This is a genomic window from Bacteroidales bacterium (assembly GCA_016707785.1).
In the GTDB taxonomy this organism is placed as follows: Bacteria; Bacteroidota; Bacteroidia; order Bacteroidales; family UBA4417; genus UBA4417.
This window is the reverse complement of sequence record JADJGZ010000033.1, coordinates 40,649-57,601: the sequence shown is the minus strand read 5'-3', so window position 1 is coordinate 57,601 and position 16,953 is coordinate 40,649. Positions and strand designations below refer to the sequence as shown.

Sequence of the window (16,953 nt, the reverse complement as noted above, 5' to 3'; positions counted from 1 at the left end):
GAAGGCTATGCTGCTCTTTCCGTCATTATTCTCAATAACCGTAAATCCTGAGCTGGAGGATTCAGAAAGGTAGACACCATTTGATTTTCCGGTGGGAGTTATGGTGATGATCACAGGGCTTTCCTTTGATATTGCTGATGAAAACGCAGGATCGAATGAAACAGAGGCCATTCCATTGCTGGGGTTGCTACACCAAAAGTTTGAATGGTGGCATCTGTTGATACATTTGTATATAACACGGTATTAGTTTCAGTACCATTGTTTTGCAAATGGATATCCAGGTTGTTCTTGAAAACGGGGCCATTGGAATAGATTGAATAGTTTTCTCCTTCAGCATACACCCCATATACTTTTCCCATGGATATCGGCTCCTATCAGGTCGCCCAGCACCAATCCCGATGCCAATAGCAGCATTAGCCTGAGAAGATTTACCTGCCCCTGAAGTCGAACTGGTGAAATAGCCACCGTAAGTGCTGCTGCCACTATTTTTATAACCTAATGAACCCCAATAACTGCTGGTAGTAGCATATGCATAGGCACCAAGTATGCCTCCACACCGGGTTAAATCATTGTAATTGAAGCCCCCGACACCGAACGAATACAAGTCACCCCAGTATGAATATCCTTTCATGGCAGTATTGCAACCATAATATGTGTATCCTGTACCATCATTTTGCACATCCCTCGACCTAAAAGCATATATCCCAGCCTGCCCATCGCCTTGGGCTGGATTTCTAAATGATCTATATAATTTGTCACTAGTGAGGAATAACCCAAATATGACTTACCATAATTATCAAAATCAATTTCCAGTCGTGATGATGGTGTAATGGTTCCAATGCCAACATTTCCGCCGCTTTGCTGGAAGACCAGGGGATTGGAACCAAAATATGAACCAAGTGCGAGATAAGCATCAGAAGCAACTGAATTGTAATTCCAATAGAGGTAACCTTTATTACTTTCACTCTGTCCAATATAAAGCACAGAAGGGCCATCACTATCACCTATGCTTAAATTTGTAGAAGAAGACCAGTCACTGATTGGACTCCCGAACAACCCGGTATAGCCCGGACTGTTTTCGGCAACATGGAATAATGCCATTGGATTGGAAGTTCTTACACCGACATTTCCGCCGTACTCCTGCAACACCATATTATTGGCTCCGTTGAATGTACCTATACTGTAATATCCCAAAGACGGATCTGAATCGTATTGCCATAAAAGGTATCCTTCACGTCCAGGTTCCTGGCCTACATAAAACACAGCGTCTTCATTGTCATTACCCACTGCAACATTAGTCCTGTAGTCCACGGACTAATATCTGTTCCGAAGGTGCCTGTGCGGGATCCAATAGTTTTTTACCACATGCAGGCTGGCAGCAGAGTTTGTGTACCTATACCCACTGAACCTGCATTTGTTATCACCATGTCATTCCTGAAACCTGGACCATTTTCAGCACTCAACCTTAGAAGATTATCTCCATTGTCATAATAAATCCACGCCTTATAGAGGGAATTATAAAGGAAAGTGAGCCCACAATGTCCAGAAGCGAAGCTATTGTTCAGATCCATGAAGATGAAAGGATAATCTGTAGAATTGGAAAGATAGTAATACCCATCAACATGAAGTTTTCTTAAAGGTGTATCAGTTCCAATTCCAACATATCCATTGTTGTAATAAATAGTAGAGCCATTGTTTAGCCATTGACCGGCATTGTTGCCTACCAACTGCCAAACCGGTACCGCCGGAGTACCTGAATTATAATAGAGGCCGGTAACAACATCTGTCTGGAAGATAGTAAGACCTGTTGCAGGGTTGACTATAGCATTTCTTTGCGCAAAGGTCATCCCGGGAGCAAGGATACCCTTGGTGGTGCTTTTATGTCCAGCATAGCTGAATTATCAGGTAAGCTGCCATCGGAATTAATGGCTAACTGAGCGTTTACTGCTATCGCTATAAATAGCAAACAGATAATCATGGCTAGATTTTTCATTTGATTTGATTTAACAGATGAAACAAATCCTGAAGGTTACAATATGAAGAACTTTATTAAACCTTGCTACCTAAGCCTGAGAAACGAGAGAAATCAATATTAACACCTGAAGAATGGTGTTGTGAGGTTTTGGCTTAGCGAGCCCTTAATTTACAACCTTTTCATCAAAAAAGCAATATCTGTTAGTTGATAATGAATGATATGAGTAATATTTACAGTTGCAATAATAGTTAGATTAACTAATTAAAAAGGGGGGCCGGAATATTAGTCCCCCCCTTCAAAAATTTAAGAATTAACTAGGGCTTTTGCACCTGAACAGTTGCAGTAGAATTATTATCTATCATTGCCATATCTGATCCATCTGCAATTCCATCTCCATTTACATCTTCAGGGTTATATCCTTGTAATGTAGCAGTACTGGCATTGTCAATGGCAGCCATATCTGATCCGTCAACTATACCGTCCTGGGTTGCATCACCGCCCCAGATTAGATAATCGGTACCTGCAAGCTTCATATTATTCCCATAGGCTTGCGAAGCTGATGTCGTGAAGTCATAGGAATAAGGGCTCGCTGCACTGAAATCAATTGGAGCGGCACTCCAGGTTTCAATGGTGCTGCGGTGTTTAATAACCACAAAATAACTACCACTGATACTGGCCGGGATGGTTGGTATGGATAAAGTTCCATCTGTAAGCAGATCAACATTCGTAAAAGTGTAAGCCATTGCATAAGGAGCAATTGCATCATGCAATTCAATGCTTACCTGGTCAGCAATACCGGCACCAAATTCAGGGCCGGATAATCCCTGTGCCTGGTTCATGAGTCCTGATCCAGCGTACAATCCTTCAAGGAAGAGTTTGATGTTCAATGTTTTGGTAGTTGGAGTATTTACTGTTAACACACCTGAAACATTACCAACACCATCCCAAAAACCTCCATTGAATCCACCATAAACAAAAGGCATATTACCAAACTGGAATCTGCTTGCATAGTAATAGGTTCCACTTGTAGTAATCACTGAACCTAAATCCAGCTTGAATTCATCGTTGTCACCCGACTGACCAAAGAACGGAGCCGGAATCCAGTTCGTCCAGGTATCCGGATTGGTATTATCAGTGCTGTATCCAATCCATGCGGTCATTCCATAGGTTTGACCGGGGGCAAAGGTAATGCCATTGAGGATATTGACCTGGGCATAAACATCATAGCTATCGCCGGTATTGATTGTTCCTACACCGGGCCATTGTAAATTTGCCCAATTGATTGAACCTCCCCATGTGTCATTTACCGTGGTATTTCCAGTGATGCTTATGGAGCGGTTTGATCCTCCTGACCATTCACCATTAGACCAACCTGCATTTTTAAAGTATTTATACTCATATGTACCTGCTGGTAATGGCAAAGTGATTGTGTAGGTAAGAGAAGCCCCCACCTGTGACAAAAGTAATGCTGGGTTTGTGCCAGGCTCATTCCAGGTTGCGCCGGGGAAACTACCTGCAATATAAACTACATCAGTTCCCGGGACAAAACCTGCGGCTGTTGACATATCCACGTTTAAGGTAAGTGCTGGTAACGAATTGGTTACGTTCACATCATCCACATACCATGAATGTGCATCCAATCCTTCGTAATGGAAAGCGATGTAGATGGTTTTCCCTGCATAGGTACTGAGATCCAGTTGGGTCAGTTCCCAGGAAGCTAATACAGATTCAGGTGACCATATTTCAACATACTCAAGGTCAGATGGATCAGGAGAACCTTCTGAAATCAATACACTATTCTTAAAGTAATAGGTAGGGAAGTCATTAAATGACCAGAAGCTCAGTTCCGTTATTCCTGAGGCGGGAATTTGTAATGCCGGGCTGATAAGCCAGCCATTCTCATCAATGGTTGAATTATAGTCATGAACTGCAGAATTTGTTCCAGCCGTGGTATGATTAATCGCGGACGATATTCCCCATGAATTTCCTGCGCCATCCAGATCATAACTATACCAGCATGATAAAGTTGAGGATGTGGATTCAAATTCCTCAAGGAATGGAAGTGCATAGGAAGGACAAAGCGTGGAGAAGGTATATGGACCTGCCCAGGTACTTTCTCCGGATGCTCCGCCACACATCGACCTTACATAGAATTGGTAGGAGTTGGCTGCAGAAAGACCAGTGATGGAAACAAGATTTGTGGAAGTAGCAGTGCCTGATCCTGTTGGCACAGCAAGGGGATAAAGACCATATACATATTCCCAGGCTGTTTCACTGCCACCGGCTGTCCAGCCAAGATCTGCACTGATTTCTGTAATATTGGTTGCTGTCAATAAAGTAGGGGTAGGGCATGCAGGCCATTCATCGATTACAATATCATCGATGCCGGCTTGAGCTCCATCATTTCCTGCATATTGCCAGGCTATAAGAACACTGGATTTCCCTGCGTAAGCAAGTAAGTCAAGAATTTCGGGTGTCCATGTGAAATTGGTGAAAACACCTTCACCGGCTTCTGACCATAATGCGGTCCAGGTGGCACCACCATCAATACTGATTTTACAATTCAGGTCATAATTATTATATGGATCAACTCCCCAATAATAACTCATCAGCCATGAAAAACTCAGTCTTGGGTGTGTTAAGCCAGAGAAATCAAGTGTAGGAGTGATAAGCCATTCATCCTGGGCAGCAGGGGTAGGGTCATATTCCACTTGTGCATAGTCAGTAGTAGCGCTAACTGCCCAATTATAAGATGAATTCGTAATGAGTTCTGACCAGCATGTCGGAGGTACAATCCCGGCAGTAAAGTTCTCACTGAATGGGAATGTATTAATTGTGTTGCATAAGGTTTGGAATGTAAAAGGACCAACCCATGGGCTATCTCCAATTGCGCCACCGCAGATGGCTCTTACGTAGAATTGGTAGGATTGATTAACATTCAGACCGCTAATGGAAACGGAGGTTGTCCCGACAGCTGTTCCTGAACCGGCAGGAGTTGCCAATGGATTCATTCCATAAACATATTCCCAGCTACTTTCGGTACCACCTGCTAACCAGCTGAGTGTCGCTGAATTTGTAGTGATACTGGTAGCATTAAGCGAAGTTGGTGGAGCACAGGTTGGTGTGGCTATCACAGAAAGATCATCCAGGAGTATGCCAGCCATATCCGGCTGACTGTAGCAATGCCATCCGACATAATATACACCTGAAGTTAATGGGGTGAATGTGCCTTTCCCCTCAAGGTATGTACCTTGAATAAAATCAACCATATCAAATATTGCACTGCTGGTCATGGCTGCTGCATTGGCTGCCGTTCCCCATTTAACTTCAAGCCGTTCTGAATAGGTGGCTGTTGCTGCCGATCGGTAGTAGAAAGATACATCGTAGCTTTGTCCGGCAACCAGGTTCAGTCCCTGGGAAAAGACCCAGTCATCCATTGTTACACCTGGGACACTGTAAGCTATTGCAAGGCAATTTACACCGGAATGTGGATAGCCTGCAGTAGAATAAGTAAACCACTCTTCGTTATCAGCATTTACATCTTGTACAGCAAGACATCCTGTTGAAGGTGCGGTATAACTGTCAATATTATCCAGGTATGGAACAGAAGTAGAACTGCAATAGGTGGTTGCATTTGTAGCAGCACCTGATGAATAAAGCGTTCCGTTGTATGACCAAATCTTATAGAAATAGGTTGTATTTCCTGATAATCCGGAATGGTTATAGGAAGTTGAATTATTATACTGAAGTACTGTGCCACCACCGGGAATTGTATTTCCTGTGCTATAGTTAGTTCCATCTACAGGAGTACCAAAAGTATTCGTGCTATTCCAGGCAACAAGGACATTGTTTCCGTTACCATTCAGTGCCCAACCCAGGTTAATCTGGCTGTCACTTACTGGTGTAGCTGTAAGATTGGTAGGATTGGCAGTAAAAGGGGTCAATACATTTGCAAAATTTGGACGTACCAGGTTAATGGAATACAGACTGGAAGCATAATAGTCATTCCAGGTTACAGCATCAGCACTATAAAAGGCAAATCCTGTAAGATAATTTTCAGCTGAAAGTCCGGTATCGTCGTAGTTGAGAATATAGGTTCCTGCCAAAGCAACCGTTTGATGAACACCGATCCAGTAAGTGCCCGCCGGCAGTACAATAGGTGTTGATGGGGCATAAGTTTTCCATATACCTTCATCAGCAGTTGTCAGGCTGATACCGGTTACTATATCACCAAATTTAGTAGTTGGTAATCCTCCGGCAACATTATAGATTTCAAGACTGGTACCTGCCAGTGCTCCGGGAATGGTTCCCCAATTGATTGAAATGGAAGTTAAAGTGTCTTGAGCAGAAAGATAATACATCTGGCCTAACCATCCTGTGCCAGTGTTGTATCCCACAGCACTTTCACCTACACCATCATCCCATGCATAAATAGAATCCTTTACACAGGCTCGGGTTGAATTGATTAATATATCGTTAGCTGTATTTTGATCAATCAAAAGCTTTGTTTGATTCAGGATGTCGAAACTGCTACCGGCAGCATATGAAGACAAGTTATAGGAACCACTAAGGGTAGAGGTTGCATTAAAGGCCAGACTGGTAATGGAATTGGTAGTAGTAACCGTTGGAGTTCCATTTACCCTTAATTTGGTATCTACATCAAATGTTTCAGTATTCGGACCATAGTTCTTAATAATTGAAAACCATGGATAATTCTGCCCAACAGGAAGCTTTGTGGGAGCCCATACACCTGCTGTTCCAACATCATCTGTGACGCCTTGTTTAACAACAACATTATCAATGGCCATCATGTTTCCATAAAGGCTGGTTGCAAGAAAAGCAAGGGTTACATTGTTAGTATTGGCATAGGCTGGCAGGTAAGCAGTGTATTTTTTCCAGCCTGGAGTTGTAAAGGTTGAATTGAACCTATAATAACCCGGGGATAAAGTTGTCCATGTGGCACCTCCATCTGTGGAAGCCTGGATTTCAATTACATCCAGGTTAGTATATTGACCATCCTGTGCCATATAAAATTCTACGGATGGACTGGTAAGACCAGTAAAGTTAAAAGTTGATGTTTTCAACCTGGAAACAGTTCCTGCAACATAATTATAAGAGTCAAATTTTGCAAGGTGTGTTCCGCTTTGTGGATTGAGCGTAACTACTGGTACAAGGTCAGGATAATTGATGGAGGTCGCCATTGTCCATAGTCCAGTTCCGCTCACCTGAGAGATGCTCCAGCATGAGTTTAGGGTTGCTGAGAAATCTTCATTATATGGGAAGGTGCTGATTGTGCAGTTCAATGGTGTCCAGGTGTATGTTTGACCATTAGCTGGAAACTTGGCTGAACGCAGAAAGCAACTTGATGTGTTGGCTGTGCCTGCAATCGAGGTTGCCCAGGTTTGGGATGCGCCAACAGTCCGGTTATTATAATCTGCATTTGATGCTCCTCGTATTCCTACCTGGGGAGTGCTGTTTGTGCCATTCACTGTAAATGCATTATATACAACTGCAATGGAGTTGCCATTTTGGTTCAGCCTGATTTGGAAATTGAAAACATCTCCCGTTGCAGCAGCTTTCCTGTAATTAGTCCATTGAATTACCATGGTCTGGTTAGGAGCAGTCCCTGTAAGTAGGTACTGGATGCTTGACCCGGTTTGTCCCTGAAGGTTTAATCCCAGAGCACTGATAACATTATTGGAAGCCCCGGTGCTTAGGGGAAGGGATGAATTGGTAATAGTAGTACTTCCCAACCCAATAAATCCATTCGTGGAAATACTGAATTGTGTATAGTTGGTTCCATTATAATTAAAGGTAAAACCAATGTTAAAGGGGCCAAAAACCTCTTCATCATTGGCAGTTGTACCAACTGTTGTACCACTGATTGCAGAGTATGTCCCAGCAGTTTGAGTGAAGGTATATGGAGTTGACCAGGCAGTAGCCGCTTTTCCACCGGTTGTAGCCTTTAAAATGTTCTCTGACGGGGCAGCCTGAATAAGAGTGGGACCTGCCGTTTTGCGGGCTGCACCTGTCTGCCGGGCCTTGCCTGTGGTATTCTGTACCTGTTTCTTTAAAGTAGCAGATTCTGTGAGGCCTGAATGTTTTTGACCCCAGGAAATGCCGACCCAAAGGAAGGAAATCACGAGGATAAAGAGTAATTTTTTCATAGTGTATGGGTTTGGTTAATAATGTATTACCTGCATCATGTATGCCGGCAAGTTTGTTGGTTATTTGAAGCAAAGACTTTTAGTATCTATAAGCATGAAGCTCATAATAAGCCTGTCATTAAAGTTATTGAAAACAAGATTTCTTGCCTTATTTGAAGCCTTGAATACATGAAAATCTTAAATTTTCAGATGAATGTTAAAAGCAGTCACAAGTTAAATAGGAGCAAGGAGAGTTGATGGTATTCCTGTTCTTTACCGCAAAATGTTGAAAGTGAGATTAAAATACAAAAAACATGCCTATAAATACATAGTAAAGCTAATCAATTTGTTCGCATAAATTTAGGAATATTTTATTAATGCAAATCTTCCGGGAAAGGGAATTCCTGAATATTTCTTTTCCGAATTGGAAAAAGTGAGAGGGAATAAAAAAAGGTGCCTTTCAGCACCTTTTTGTCGGAGTGGTCAGACTCGAACTGACGACCATCCCGCAACTGCCCCCGCAACTGCGGGATACGCTAGCCAATCTCGTCACTGGTGACGAGCCACACCCCGATCCTCGAATGAGGGTGCAAATATACATTTTTTTTATTTTCATCCTTTTTTTTTCAGGTATTCAGCCATATTGGCATGTTTAGTCTATATGACAATTTTATAACGATATGAAAATCAAGTAGATATAATTATGGTATAGTTTGTGTTAATGAGGAGAAAAAATCTAAATTTGCGCCCTAATTTAAAATTGAAATGAATCCTGAAAACAACATGATCGAATGCCTGATTATTGGATCAGGTCCTGCAGGTTATACCGCTGCCATTTATGCTGCCCGTGCCGATTTAAAGCCTGTTGTCTATACCGGGCTTCAGATGGGTGGACAACTTACCACAACCACTGAAGTGGATAATTTTCCCGGATATCCTAAAGGAATAACCGGTCCTGAACTGATGCAAGATCTTCAGCGGCAGGCAGAAAGGTTTGGAACAGATGTCAGGTTTGGAATCATTGACAGGGTCGATTTCTCAAAACGCCCATTTTCAGTTACTACTGATGATGGAAAAGAACTGCTTGCCGAAACGGTTATTATTTCCACAGGTGCAACAGCCAAATGGTTAGGCATTGAATCAGAAAAAAGATATAATGGTAATGGCGTCTCTGCTTGCGCTACATGCGACGGATTTTTCTTTCGTGGAATGGATGTAGCTGTTGTTGGTGGAGGTGATACAGCTTGTGAAGAAGCATCTTACCTGGCAAAAATGTGCCGTAAGGTATATCTGGTTGTCCGCAGAGATGAATTGCGTGCTTCAAAAGCAATGCAACACAGGGTGATGTCAGCTCCCAATATCGAAATTCTGTGGAATTCTTCTACCAAGGAAATTCTTGGAGATGGAAAAGTTGTTACCGGTGCTCTGATAGGAAACAATAAAACCGGGGAACTGAAACAAATTGAAGTACAAGGTTTCTTTGTTGCTATTGGTCATCAACCAAATACGGATATTTTCAAAAATCAGATTGAATTGGATGAACAAGGTTATATTAAAACCATTCCTGGTAGCACCCGTACCAATATTGAAGGGGTATTTGCTGCCGGTGATGTTCAGGATCATGTCTATCGTCAGGCTGTTACTGCCGCAGGTACCGGTTGCATGGCCGCCATTGAAGCTGAAAGATGGCTGGCTACTAAAGAATAGTGCATTGAGATTAGGGGATGTGGAGATGAGGGGATGAGGAGATGAGGGGATGGGGTGGGGGGATGAGGAGATGGGGGATGAGGAGATAGGTGAGGGATGAGGGGATGAGGGATGGGAGGGGATGAGGGGATTAGGAGATTAGGATGGGGAGATTAGGAGATGGGGGATTAGGAGATAGGGGTGGGGTGGTGTGTCTAGTCCTGAAATAGGTTTACTGAGAATGTAAACTAAACTCAGGACTAGAAAAATTGTACTAATGTGACTGTTTTGAATCTAACACCTTGAATATCTTATTTTTGTGGATTGATAGGCAAATAATTTTTTAATAAGCACATATTTAAGCTATTAGTGTTTTTCCTAAGATAAAACTTGCCGAATTAATCGGAATTTTTGGTTTTCTTGCAATCGCAGTTTCTTTATAAAAGTTATTCAAATATCATGTTTTATGACACTTATTGTTTCACATAAGGAATTGGAAGTTTATAAGTTATCCTATAAATTGGCTTTAGAAATTTTCGAACTGACAAGGAATTTCCCTTCTCATGAACGATATTCATTGACAGATCAGATCAGGAGAAGTTCACGGTCAGTTTGCGTAAACTTAGCTGAAGCCTGGCGAAAAAGAAGATATGAAAAGGCATTTATAGCCAAGTTGTCGGATTCAGAGGGTGAAGCAGCTGAAACACAAACCTGGTTAGACTTTGCACGAGATTGTCAGTATATATCTCCTGACTTATGTGATAGCTATAATTCTCAATACGAAAGAATTATATGTATGATTATCAAAGTGATAAAATCTCCCGAGAAATGGACTTTCTGATAAATTCTCCCTAATGACTATTATTCTCCCTAATTATTACCTCTCCACCCTTTTTTCATCATTATAGAAGCATTTCTCGCCCTCTCCCCCTCCCTTTATCACTTCATTTTTTGGGATTGTCCTTAATAAGATTATTTGCCTAATCTACCACTTCTTCTTCTTTCCATACTTCAGGTTTTCATCACCCCGACTTGATTCCTTTGGAGCACGACTTGATTCCTTAGGGCCACCAAATTTTTTGCCTGGTGATCTGGGGCCATCAAAACGGCGTTCTCCTCCTCTGCTATCACCACCCCTGCTGTCTCCACCCCGGCTGTCACCGCTTCGCCTGTCATTGTTCCTCCTGTCACCACCACGGCTTTCATAACCACGGCCTCCTTCTGAACGGCCACGTGAAGGACGGCCCTGGCGGTCCTGTTCTTCTGAAACATCCACGCGAATAGGCCTGTCATTGATTAATTTCCCCTGGAATGCTTCAATAAACTGCTTTACATAATCTGTATCCACCTGAATAAAGGAGAAAGTGTCACCAATGTCAATTTTACCAATCCGAAGATCTCTTTTACGTGTATAATCATTAATCAGGCCCAGCAACTTCGGAGGAAGAATTCCATCTTTCCTACCAATGCTTAAGAACAGCCAGGTAAAGTTTTCACGTGATGAATGCGACGATCCGCGTTCACGCTCCCGACTTTCATCAACATTGAGATCGTCAGCATTCCTATAGTATTCAAGGAACCTGTTGAATTCAACAGAAACAAATCGTTTGATCAATTCTTCACTGCTCAGCCACTGTAGCTTCTTGAAAATCACCGGCAGAAAAGCCATGATCTCTTCTTCATTCACAACAACATTCTCCATCCTGTCAATAAGATGATAGAGCTGTTTCTCACAAACCTGGGTTCCTGAAGGAATTTTTGCCTGGTTAAATTCCTTACCCACCTGTTTTTCGAGCTGACGAATCCGGCTTTTTTCCTTTAGGTTAACTATCGAGATGCAAGTCCCTGATTTTCCCGCTCTTCCGGTACGGCCACTGCGGTGGATATAATTATCCGGTTCATCAGGTAAGTTATAATTAATTACATGAGTCAGGTCATCTACATCAATCCCGCGAGCTGCTACATCAGTAGCAACAAGTATTGATAAATGACGCTGACGGAATTTATTCATTACATGGTCGCGCTGTGCCTGGGAAAGATCCCCATGCAGGGCATCAGCATTGTAGCCATCACGAATTAGAGAAGAAGATACTTCCTGGGTTTCCTGGCGGGTACGACAGAAAACGATGGCATACATTTCAGGATGATAGTCACAAATCCTTTTCAGAATATTATAACGGTCCTTAGCATGTGCTACATAATAGTTATGTTTTACATTGATCGCTCCTTTATTCCGCTGCCCAACACTGATAGTCTGGGGCTTATGCATATATTGAAGCGCAATCTGTTCAACCTCTTTTGGCATAGTTGCAGAAAAAAGGTAGGTATGCCTGTCGGTCGAAGCACTTTCAATAATGCCTCTCACTTCTTCCTCAAAGCCCATATTAAGCATTTCATCAGCTTCATCAAGTACGAGCCATTTAATGCCTGATAAATCAGACTTTTTCCTCATAATCATATCAAGCATACGTCCGGGTGTAGCAGCAATAATATGTGCTCCCGCTTTCAGTTCTTTTACCTGGCCTTCAAAACCAGCACCACCATAGATGGGTACAATATTGATGCCCGGCATGTACTTTGCAAAACCGCGGATATCATTGGCAATCTGCACACAAAGTTCGCGTGTAGGGCTAAGGATAATCGCCTGCGTTGTTTTAACTGTGGGATCAATCATCTGTAACAAGGGAAGCCCAAATGCCGCTGTCTTACCTGTACCCGTCTGGGCAAGGCCTACAAGATCAGTATTGTTTTCTAGAATTCGCGGGATTAAAGCTTCCTGGACAGGCATAGGGTTTTCGAACCCTAGTTCATTAACGGCCCTGAGGATGTTTTCCTGCAGGCCCAATTCATCAAATCTCTTCATTAATTTATTTTAGTGCCGCAAAGGTACTCCTATTATTCTCTCAAATTACATGAAGTAGCTAATAATCAGGAATAAATGAGTTTTCTTCCCTGTTTTACAGGAAAGGGTGGTGTTTTTAGATGATTATTGCATTTATTTAGATAAAAAATCTATCATATGATTGACAAAATCAGTAAAATGTTTGTATTATTGGATTTGTCTTTGGCTTTTTATCTCCTGTATTATTCTGTAAGGCCTTGTCAGATATATTATATAATGATAATAACGATGTTTAATGCATCTTTCAGATGGTTTTAGTGTTAATCTGCATAAGTTTTCCTTATTTGAATAGGATACTCAATTGCTGGCACTCTGCGGATCGATTGAGGCTTTGGTTCCAAATTTAATGCCTCTCAGGTTTTCAGATTTCCTATCTTTGCATTCTGAAACAATCCCTCTATGATCTTATATTTTCGAAATTCAGGTAACCTATATGCTGTGCAGTATTCAGGTGAACCAGCGAATGATGATTTTCAAAAACTGGAATGGTTATTCAGCGACGCCCGGCTCTTGAAGGAACAATCAGTAGCCGGGTTTTTTATTGGGCCCCGTCGTGAAATGATTACTCCCTGGAGTACCAATGCCGTTGAGATTACACAAACAATGGGTATATCCGGGATTATCAGGATCGAAGAATTCAGGGAAGCGGCTTCACCTGCTGCTACCTTTGACCCAATGCTTGAACGCATGTACGAGGGACTTTCTCAGGATATTTTTCAAGTGAATAAAAATCCGGACGAAATCCTGATGATTACTGATATTGCAGCATATAATCTTAAAGAAGGTCTTGCACTCAGCGAAGAAGAAGTTGCCTACCTGGAAGAGGTTAGCGTTAAGCTGGATAGAAGCCTTACGGATAGTGAAGTTTTTGGTTTCTCCCAGGTAAATTCAGAACATTGCCGCCATAAAATATTTAACGGATCCTTTATTATTGACGGAGAAGAGAAGGGAAACAGCCTTTTCCAGATGATCCGGAATACTTCAAAGGCTCATCCGGGAAGAATAGTTTCTGCTTATAAGGATAATGTTGCCTTTATTGAAGGGCCCAAATCTGAGCAGTTTGCTCCTGCCAGTCCCGATAAACCTGACTTTTTTGAGATACGCGAAATAGATACAGTAATTTCTTTAAAAGCTGAAACCCATAATTTCCCCACAACGGTGGAGCCGTTTAATGGGGCAGCCACAGGTTCAGGCGGAGAAATCCGCGACCGAATGGCTGGCGGTAAAGGCTCAATTCCTATAGCAGGAACAGCCGTTTATATGACATCTTATCCCAGGACTTCCGGCAATCGCAAATGGGAATCCGGATTACTTCCCAGGCCTTGGTTATACCAAACTCCTGAAGAAATTCTCATTAAAGCTTCCAATGGAGCCAGCGACTTTGGCAATAAATTCGGACAGCCCCTGATATGTGGTTCGGTTCTTACTTTCGAACATCTGGAATCCTTTCATAAATATGGTTATGATAAAGTAATCATGTTAGCAGGAGGGATTGGTTATGCTAAAAAGAAGGATAGTCAAAAAGGCCACCCTCAGCCTGGAGACCTGGTTGTTGTAATGGGGGGTGATAACTATCGCATTGGAATGGGCGGTGGTGCTGTATCTTCAGTGGCGACTGGCGAATATCATAGCGGTATTGAATTAAACGCTATTCAGCGCTCCAATCCTGAAATGCAGAAAAGGGTTTATAATGCCATCAGAGCATTGGCTGAAAGCAATGAAAATCCGATCATCTCTGTCCATGACCATGGAGCAGGGGGACATTTAAACTCCCTTTCAGAACTTGTTGAAGAGCAAGGTGGTGTAATTAATCTGACTGAACTTCCAGTTGGAGATCCTACTCTTTCAGCAAAGGAGATCATTGGAAATGAATCCCAGGAACGAATGGGATTAGTGATTGACCAAAATCATGCTTCTTTATTGTCGGATGTATCACAAAGGGAGAGAGCTCCATTTTATAATGTTGGACACATCACGGGAGATATGCAATTTACCTTTCAGGACCCTGGTAATGGCAACAAACCCCTGGATCTGAAATTGGAATATCTATTTGGAAAACCACCCCGCACCATTATCAAAGATGAAACTGTAACTCAGAATTTTCCGGCGATTACTTATGATCCGGCAATGATAATGACTTACCTTAAGGATGTACTGCAGATGGAAGCAGTAGCCTGCAAGGATTGGCTTACCAACAAGGTGGACCGTTCTGTAACAGGTCGTATTGCATTGCAACAATGTGCTGGCTCACTTCAATTACCTTTAAATAATTGTGGTGTGGTGGCAATGGATTTTCAGGGTAAGAAAGGCATTGCAACCTCCCTTGGGCATGCTCCTGTAAGCGGAATCATTGATCCCGCAAAGGGGTCACGTCTTGCCATTGCAGAGGCTCTGACCAATATTGTATGGGCTCCGCTCAATGGGGGACTGGAAAGTATTTCACTCAGTGCCAATTGGATGTGGCCATGTAAGAATAAAGGTGAAGATGCAAGGCTATATGAAGCTGTCCAGGCTTCCTCTGAATACGCTATTGGGCTGGGTATCAATATTCCTACAGGAAAGGATTCCTTGTCAATGACACAGAAGTATCCTGATGGAAATGCTGTATTAGCACCTGGTACCGTGATTATTACTGCTGTTGCAGAAGTTGAGGATATCACTAAATGCATCACACCTGTTATTCAACCTAAGTTCACTTCTTCAATTCTATACATAAGCTTCTCAGGAAACTCTTTTGAATTGGGTGGCAGTAGCTTTGCACAGTCCCTTAATCAGATCGGTCGTGTAGCTCCTGATGCGGCAGACCCAGCTTATGTAAAAACTGCATTTAATGCCATACAGGATTTGATTCGAAAAGGAATCATCATTTCCGGGCACGATATTTCTTCCGGGGGATTGATTACAACCCTGTTGGAAATGACCTTTAGCAGCCCGGGTGTCGGACTGTCTCTCCGTCTGGATGAATTGGGAGGTCATGATTTGATCACAAAGTTATTCTCAGAAAATCCTGGGGTAGTTATTCAGGTGAATGACCTGGATTTTGCTACAGTATTTCTACATGAAAAAGCAGTTAATTATATTGTATTAGGTACTCCTTCTCCTCAGAGGTTATTGCAGATTGAGAATAATGCCGAACAATACAGTTTCGAAATTGATTCCCTGCGTGATGACTGGTTCCTGTCTTCTGCCCTTTTGGATAGAATACAAAGTGGTGAACAAAAGGCAAAGGAGCGATTCGCCAATTATAAGCTACAGGAAAGAAATTTCAATTTTCCTGATCATTTCATGGGGAGTCTTGAATCATACACCCTCGAATCATCCCGGAGAATACCCACAGGGTTAAAGGCAGCAATCATCCGTGAAAAAGGATCCAATGGCGATCGTGAAATGGCCTGGTCATTACACCTTGCCGGGTTTGATGTTAAAGATGTCCATATGACAGATCTTGTAACAGGCAGAGAAAACCTGGAGGATATTCAAATGATTGTTTTTGTTGGGGGATTTTCAAATAGTGATGTATTGGGTTCGGCAAAAGGATGGGCTGGTGCATTTCAATATAATGAGAAGGCAAGAAAAGCGCTGGAGGATTTCTTTAAAAGGGAGGATACTCTTTCTTTGGGTGTGTGCAATGGATGCCAGCTGATGATTGAACTTGGATTGTTGAATCCTGATCATGAGCAGAAGCCAAGGATGTTGCATAATGATACCCATAAGTATGAATCAAATTTCCTCACTATTGATATCCAGCAAAATAACACAGTGATGCTTTCTTCATTGGCTGGTTCTACCCTGGGAATTTGGGTAGCCCACGGAGAAGGGAAGTTCTGGTTCCCTTATGAGTCATCCGCTTACAAAATTCCTGCAACTTATTCCTATCATGATTTCCCCGGGAATCCTAATGGTTCGATGTATGATGCAGCATGTCTTGCTTCTGAAAATGGCAGGCATCTGGCAATTATGCCACACCTTGAAAGATCTGTGTATCCATGGCAATGGGGGTATTACCCTAACGACAGGAAAAATGACCAGGTAAGTCCATGGATAGAGGCTTTTGTTAATGCCAGGGAATGGATCCGGAAACAATCATAATTAATACTACTGGAAAAGGAGGAGATTGTCTTTCATGAAGAATCTTTCGCCTTAATTTAATTTGTCGCAACTTCTTTTATTTCGGGGATCAGCCCAAAACAGGTTTGGAAACAGAAATATCAGGAGTATAGAAATTAGGTAGAGAATCTATTGTG

The 16,953-nt window shown here is 42.3% G+C and carries 10 protein-coding genes and 1 tRNA gene; 3 read left to right on the top strand and 8 right to left on the bottom strand.

Annotation, left to right across the window (positions count from 1 at the left end; genetic code table 11):
* From IPH84_16050 to IPH84_16020, 7 genes are all read right to left on the bottom strand, one after another.
* Positions 1-171: hypothetical protein (locus tag IPH84_16050; GenBank protein ID MBK7174699.1), on the bottom strand; the 171-nt coding region annotated here is incomplete at its 3' end.
* Positions 172-187: 16 nt separating this feature from the next.
* On the bottom strand, positions 188-631 hold the full coding sequence (locus IPH84_16045; protein ID MBK7174698.1) for a hypothetical protein: 444 nt from the start codon (positions 629-631) through the stop codon (positions 188-190).
* Complete coding sequence (locus IPH84_16040) at positions 628-1,311, bottom strand: hypothetical protein (protein ID MBK7174697.1); 684 nt, start codon at positions 1,309-1,311, stop codon at positions 628-630. The genes IPH84_16045 and IPH84_16040 overlap by 4 nt, the downstream gene beginning before the upstream one ends.
* 47 nt (positions 1,312-1,358) lie before the next feature.
* Positions 1,359-1,847, bottom strand: a complete 489-nt coding sequence (locus IPH84_16035; protein ID MBK7174696.1) for a hypothetical protein — start codon at positions 1,845-1,847, stop codon at positions 1,359-1,361.
* Positions 1,844-1,993 (bottom strand): hypothetical protein, encoded by a 150-nt coding sequence (locus IPH84_16030; GenBank protein ID MBK7174695.1) that lies wholly within the window; start codon positions 1,991-1,993, stop codon positions 1,844-1,846. Before IPH84_16030 ends, IPH84_16035 begins: the two co-directional genes overlap by 4 nt.
* A gap of 296 nt (positions 1,994-2,289) precedes the next feature.
* A complete protein-coding gene (locus IPH84_16025; GenBank protein ID MBK7174694.1) occupies positions 2,290-8,142 on the bottom strand; it encodes a choice-of-anchor J domain-containing protein in 5,853 nt (1,950 codons plus the stop codon).
* A gap of 453 nt (positions 8,143-8,595) precedes the next feature.
* A tRNA-Asn gene (locus IPH84_16020) sits at positions 8,596-8,694 on the bottom strand.
* Between the two features lie 192 nt (positions 8,695-8,886).
* On the opposite strand from IPH84_16020, the gene trxB reads away from it, so the two are divergent.
* Positions 8,887-9,828, top strand: coding sequence for a thioredoxin-disulfide reductase (gene trxB / locus IPH84_16015; protein ID MBK7174693.1), 942 nt, complete (start codon positions 8,887-8,889; stop codon positions 9,826-9,828).
* A gap of 445 nt (positions 9,829-10,273) precedes the next feature.
* A complete protein-coding gene (locus IPH84_16010; GenBank protein MBK7174692.1) occupies positions 10,274-10,648 on the top strand; it encodes a four helix bundle protein in 375 nt (124 codons plus the stop codon).
* Positions 10,649-10,792: 144 nt separating this feature from the next.
* Here IPH84_16010 and IPH84_16005 read toward each other — a convergent pair whose 3' ends face one another.
* A complete protein-coding gene (locus IPH84_16005) occupies positions 10,793-12,670 on the bottom strand; it encodes a DEAD/DEAH box helicase (GenBank protein ID MBK7174691.1) in 1,878 nt (625 codons plus the stop codon).
* Positions 12,671-13,108: 438 nt separating this feature from the next.
* Between IPH84_16005 and purL the strand changes: the two genes are divergently transcribed.
* A complete protein-coding gene (gene purL, locus IPH84_16000) occupies positions 13,109-16,798 on the top strand; it encodes a phosphoribosylformylglycinamidine synthase (GenBank protein ID MBK7174690.1) in 3,690 nt (1,229 codons plus the stop codon).
* The last annotated feature ends 155 nt before the right edge of the window (positions 16,799-16,953 follow it).

Bases quoted from the DNA above. Each gene is read 5' to 3' on its own strand.
- IPH84_16045 (MBK7174698.1), bottom strand. From the start codon at position 631: ATGAAAGGATATTCATACTGGGGTGACTTGTATTCGTTCGGTGTCGGG.
- IPH84_16035 (MBK7174696.1), bottom strand. From the start codon at position 1,847: ATGACCTTTGCGCAAAGAAATGCTATAGTCAACCCTGCAACAGGTCTT.
- IPH84_16030 (MBK7174695.1), bottom strand. From the start codon at position 1,993: ATGAAAAATCTAGCCATGATTATCTGTTTGCTATTTATAGCGATAGCA.
- IPH84_16025 (MBK7174694.1), bottom strand. From the start codon at position 8,142: ATGAAAAAATTACTCTTTATCCTCGTGATTTCCTTCCTTTGGGTCGGC.
- trxB (MBK7174693.1), top strand. From the start codon at position 8,887: ATGAATCCTGAAAACAACATGATCGAATGCCTGATTATTGGATCAGGT.
- IPH84_16010 (MBK7174692.1), top strand. From the start codon at position 10,274: ATGACACTTATTGTTTCACATAAGGAATTGGAAGTTTATAAGTTATCC.
- IPH84_16005 (MBK7174691.1), bottom strand. From the start codon at position 12,670: ATGAAGAGATTTGATGAATTGGGCCTGCAGGAAAACATCCTCAGGGCC.
- purL (MBK7174690.1), top strand. From the start codon at position 13,109: ATGATCTTATATTTTCGAAATTCAGGTAACCTATATGCTGTGCAGTAT.